Source organism: Streptomyces sp. MB09-01, assembly GCF_033794505.1.
Lineage (GTDB): Bacteria > Actinomycetota > Actinomycetes > Streptomycetales > Streptomycetaceae > Streptomyces.
Window position 1 is genome coordinate 1 of record NZ_JARAYQ010000463.1, and the last position, 3,438, is coordinate 3,438.

1 protein-coding gene is annotated in these 3,438 nt (G+C 72.6%); it reads right to left on the minus strand.

Going from position 1 to position 3,438, the window contains the following annotated elements; all coding sequences use genetic code 11:
• Positions 1–3,438: type I polyketide synthase (locus PV721_RS42320; protein ID WP_319734063.1), on the minus strand; the 3,438-nt coding region annotated here is incomplete at both ends.

Sequence of the window (3,438 nt, forward strand, 5' to 3'; positions counted from 1 at the left end):
GATGCCGTCCATGTGGGGTGAGTGGAAGGCGTGGCTGACGTTGAGTTGTGAGGTGCGTCGGCCGTTGTTGCGCCAGGTGGTGGCGAGTTGGTGGGCTGCTTTGTGGTCGCCGGTGATGACGGTGGATTGGGGTCCGTTGATGGCGGCGATGTCGAGGTGGCCGTGGTGGGTGGGGAGGGTGTTGAGGATTTCGGTTTCGGTGGCTTCGATGGCGATCATGGCGCCGCCGGTGGGGGCGGACTGCATCAGACGGCCGCGGGCGGCGACGAGGAGGGCCGCGTCGCCCAGGGTGAGGACGCCGGAGACGTGAGCGGCGGTGAGTTCGCCCAGGGAGTGGCCGAGCAGGTAGTCGGGGGTGAGCCCGTGGTGTTCGAGGGTGCGGTAGAGGGCGACTTCCGTGGCGAAGAGCGCTGCCTGCGTCCACATGGTCTGGTGGAGCGGTGAGGTGGTGGGGTCCTCGTCGGAGAAGAGCAGGGACGTGAGGGGGACGTTCTGCTGGAGGTGCTCGTCGAGGTGCGCGCAGGCCTCGTCGAGGGCGCGGGCGTAGACGGGATGGGTCTCGTAGAGCTCGCGGCCCATGCCGGGACGCTGACTGCCCTGACCCGTGAACAGGAACGCGGTCTTGCCGCCGCCACGACCCGCCGGTGGACCGGCGATCAGCTCCGGCGCTTCCTCACCGGCGGCCAGCGCGGCGAGCGCCCGCAGAATGCCCTCCCGGTCCTCCGCGACGACGGCCGCGGAGTGCGCCAGCAGCGCGGGCACATCGGCCAGCGACCGGCCGATGTCGGGCAGTGAGACCTGCGGCAGATCGGCCGGATCCGGCTGCTCCGTGCGGGTGGAGACGAAGGACAGCAGCCGGTCCGCCTGGGCCCGCAGAGCCGCCTCGGTGTGGCCCGACAGCAGCCAGGGCGCCATCGGCAGGGGGGCCGGGGCCGCGGTGACGGGCTTCGGCTCGGCGGCAGGGGCCTGTTCGAGGACGACGTGGGCGTTGGTGCCGCTGATCCCGAAGGAGGAGACACCGGCCCGGCGCGGCCGGTCGGTCTCCGGCCACGGGGTCGCCTCGGTGAGGAGGGACACCGCTCCCGTGCTCCAGTCCACGTGCGAGGTCGGCCGGTCCACGTGCAGGGTGCGCGGCAGCACGCCGTGGCGCATGGCCATGACCATCTTGATGACGCCGCCGACGCCGGCGGCGGCCTGGGAGTGGCCGATGTTGGACTTGAGCGAGCCGAGGTGCAGTGGACGCTCCGCGTCCCGGTCCTGGCCGTAGGTGGCGAGGATGGCCTGTGCCTCGATGGGGTCGCCGAGGGTGGTCCCGGTGCCGTGGGCCTCGACGGCGTCGACGTCCGCCGACGACAGCCCGGAGGCCGCCAGGGCCTCGCGGATCACCCGCTCCTGCGAAGGGCCGTTGGGCGCGGTGAGTCCGTTGCTGGCACCGTCCTGGTTGACGGCGGATCCGCGGACGACGGCGAGGACCTCGTGGCCGTTGCGGCGGGCGTCGGAGAGCCGCTCCAGGAGCAGGACGCCGACGCCCTCGCTCCAGGCGGTGCCGTCCGCCGCGTCCGCGAAGGACTTGCAGCGGCCGTCCGTCGCCAGCCCGCGCTGGCGGCTGAACTCCACGAACAGATCGGGCACCGCCATCACGGTCACGCCGCCCGCGAGGGCGAGGGTGCACTCGCCCTGGCGCAGGGCCTGCGAGGCCAGGTGCAGGGCGACGAGGGAGGAGGAGCAGGCCGTGTCGACCGTGATGGCCGGGCCCTGGAGGCCCAGCGTGTACGAGACCCGGCCGGAGGCCACGCTGAGCGTGTTGCCGGTCGTACGGTAGGCCTCCACGGCCTCCGGCGCGTTGCGCAGGTGGGAGGCGTACTCGCTGTACATGGCGCCGCTGAAGACCCCGGTACGGGTGCCGCGCAGGGTCGCCGGGGCGATGCCCGCGTTCTCCACCGCCTCCCAGCTGGCCTCCAGCAGCAGACGCTGCTGCGGGTCCATGGCCGCGGCCTCGCGCGGGCTGATCCCGAAGAACTCGGCGTCGAACCGGTCGGCGTCGTAGAGGAACCCGCCGTTGCGGGCGTACGAGTGGCCCGCACGGTCCGGGTCACCGTCGAAGAGCCGGTCCAGGGCCCAGCCGCGGTTGGTGGGGAAGGGGCCGATGGCATCGGTGCCGTCGGCGACGAGCCGCCACAGGTCCTCGGGGGAGCGGGTCTCGCCCGGGTAGCGGCAGGCCATGCCGACGATCACGATCGGGTCCTCGTGATCCGAGGCGCTGCGCACCGCGATCGGCCGGCCGGGACGGACCACCTCGGTCTCGCCGGCCAGCTTGGACAGCTCGCCCGTCAGGAACTCGGCGAGCGCGGCCGGGGTGGGGTGGTCGAAGACGGCCGTGGCCGGCAGCGTGACGTCGGTGACCGCCACGACCCGGCGGCGCAGCTCCAGGCCGCTCAGCGAGTCCATGCCCAGGGTCTTGAACGCCGTGTCCTCGTCGACGGCGTCGGGGCCCGCGAGACCGAGCACGGCGGCGACGGTGGTCCGCACGAGCTCGCCGACGGTACGTCGGCGGTCGGCGGCGGGGAGCGCGGCGGTGCGCTCGGCCCAGGAGGAACCGCCCGTGCCGGACGCGGCGGCGGCCATGGCGCGCCGGCGCGGGGTACGGACCAGCGTGCGCAGCAGGGCGGGTGCGGACCGGTCCGGGGAGCGCAGGGTCGGCAGGTCCAGGTCCGCCGCGGCGAGCAGCGGCTCCGGCGAGACGAGGGCCGCGTCGAAGATCTCCATCCCGCGCTCGGCCGAGATCGGCAGCACGCCCTTGCCCGCCCACCGCTTGACGTCCAGCTCGCTGAGCCCGCTGGTCATCGCACTGACCGTGTCCCAGAGTCCCCAGGCGAGGCTGGTGGCGGGGAGGTTGTGGTGGTGGCGGTGGTGGGCGAGGGCGTCGAGGTAGGTGTTGGCGGCGGCGTAGTTGGCTTGGCCGGGGTTTCCGATGAGTCCGGCGATGGAGGAGAAGAGGATGAAGTGGGTGAGGGGGAGGTGTTGGGTGAGTTCGTGGAGGTTCCAGGCTGCGTCGGTTTTGGGGTGGAGGACTTGGGTGACGTGGTGGGGGGTGAGGTTGTTGAGGGTGGCGTCGTTGAGGGTGCCGGCGGCGTGGATGACGGCGGTGAGGGGGTGCTGGGTGGGGATGGTTTCGAGGAGTTGGGCGAGTGCATCCCGGTTGGTGGTGTCGCAGGCGGTGATGGTGATGTGGGCGCCGGCTGTGGTGAGTTCGTCGTGGAGTTGGGTCGCGCCGGGGGCGTTGGGGCCGGTGCGGCTGGTGAGGAGGAGGTGTTTGGCGCCGTGGTGGGTGACGAGGTGGCGGGCGAGGATGTGGCCGAGTCCGCCGGTGCCGCCGGTGATGAGGATGGTGCCTTCGGGGTCGAGGGGTTCGGGGGTGTTCTCGGTGTTGGTGGGGGT